We start from the raw sequence: 523 nt of genomic DNA on the forward strand, positions 1-523 counted from the left end.
CGTAGTTTCTCTTCAACTTCAGCTTCCAGTTTATTAATTTCAGCAACCAGTTTATTAACTTTCTGTTCCTGTTCTTCAATAGTAAACTGTTTGAATTGAATCTCCATTTCCTGAAGTTTCTGTTGTAGAGCAGCTTGCTGTGGATCAGGTGGCTGAGCTGAAGGGTTAGGTACAAATGGTGTCATGTCTACACCAACCTGTTGTCCCAACTTATTAGCTACGTTAAACAAATATTGTGTTTGATTAGCAAACAGAGGAATCTGACTTAAAGCAGCAATCTCTTTCACTACACCAATAATCTGATCATTCTCCGCTACAACATCACGCTGAGTATTAATGTCAACTACGAAGTCATAGATGTCCGGCCAATCACTAGCACTAATTTCTTGGAACTGTGTTGAACCATCTTGTCCTTGTTGAGGAATACGTACAATCAGTCCTTCTTGCTTACACACTTCATAAATGATTTTATACAGTGGAGCAATACCAGTACGAGCAATAGTTTTAGCAACAACCTTGGACT

General features: G+C 38.8%; 1 protein-coding gene. It reads right to left on the reverse strand.

Annotated elements, in window-relative coordinates; genetic code table 11:
* Nucleotides 1-523 (reverse strand): portal protein (locus N1032_RS27800; protein WP_259543968.1); only part of this gene is annotated, 523 nt, incomplete at both ends.

Source organism: Herbiconiux daphne, assembly GCF_024979295.1.
GTDB classification, from domain to species: Bacteria; Actinomycetota; Actinomycetes; order Actinomycetales; family Microbacteriaceae; genus Herbiconiux; species Herbiconiux daphnes.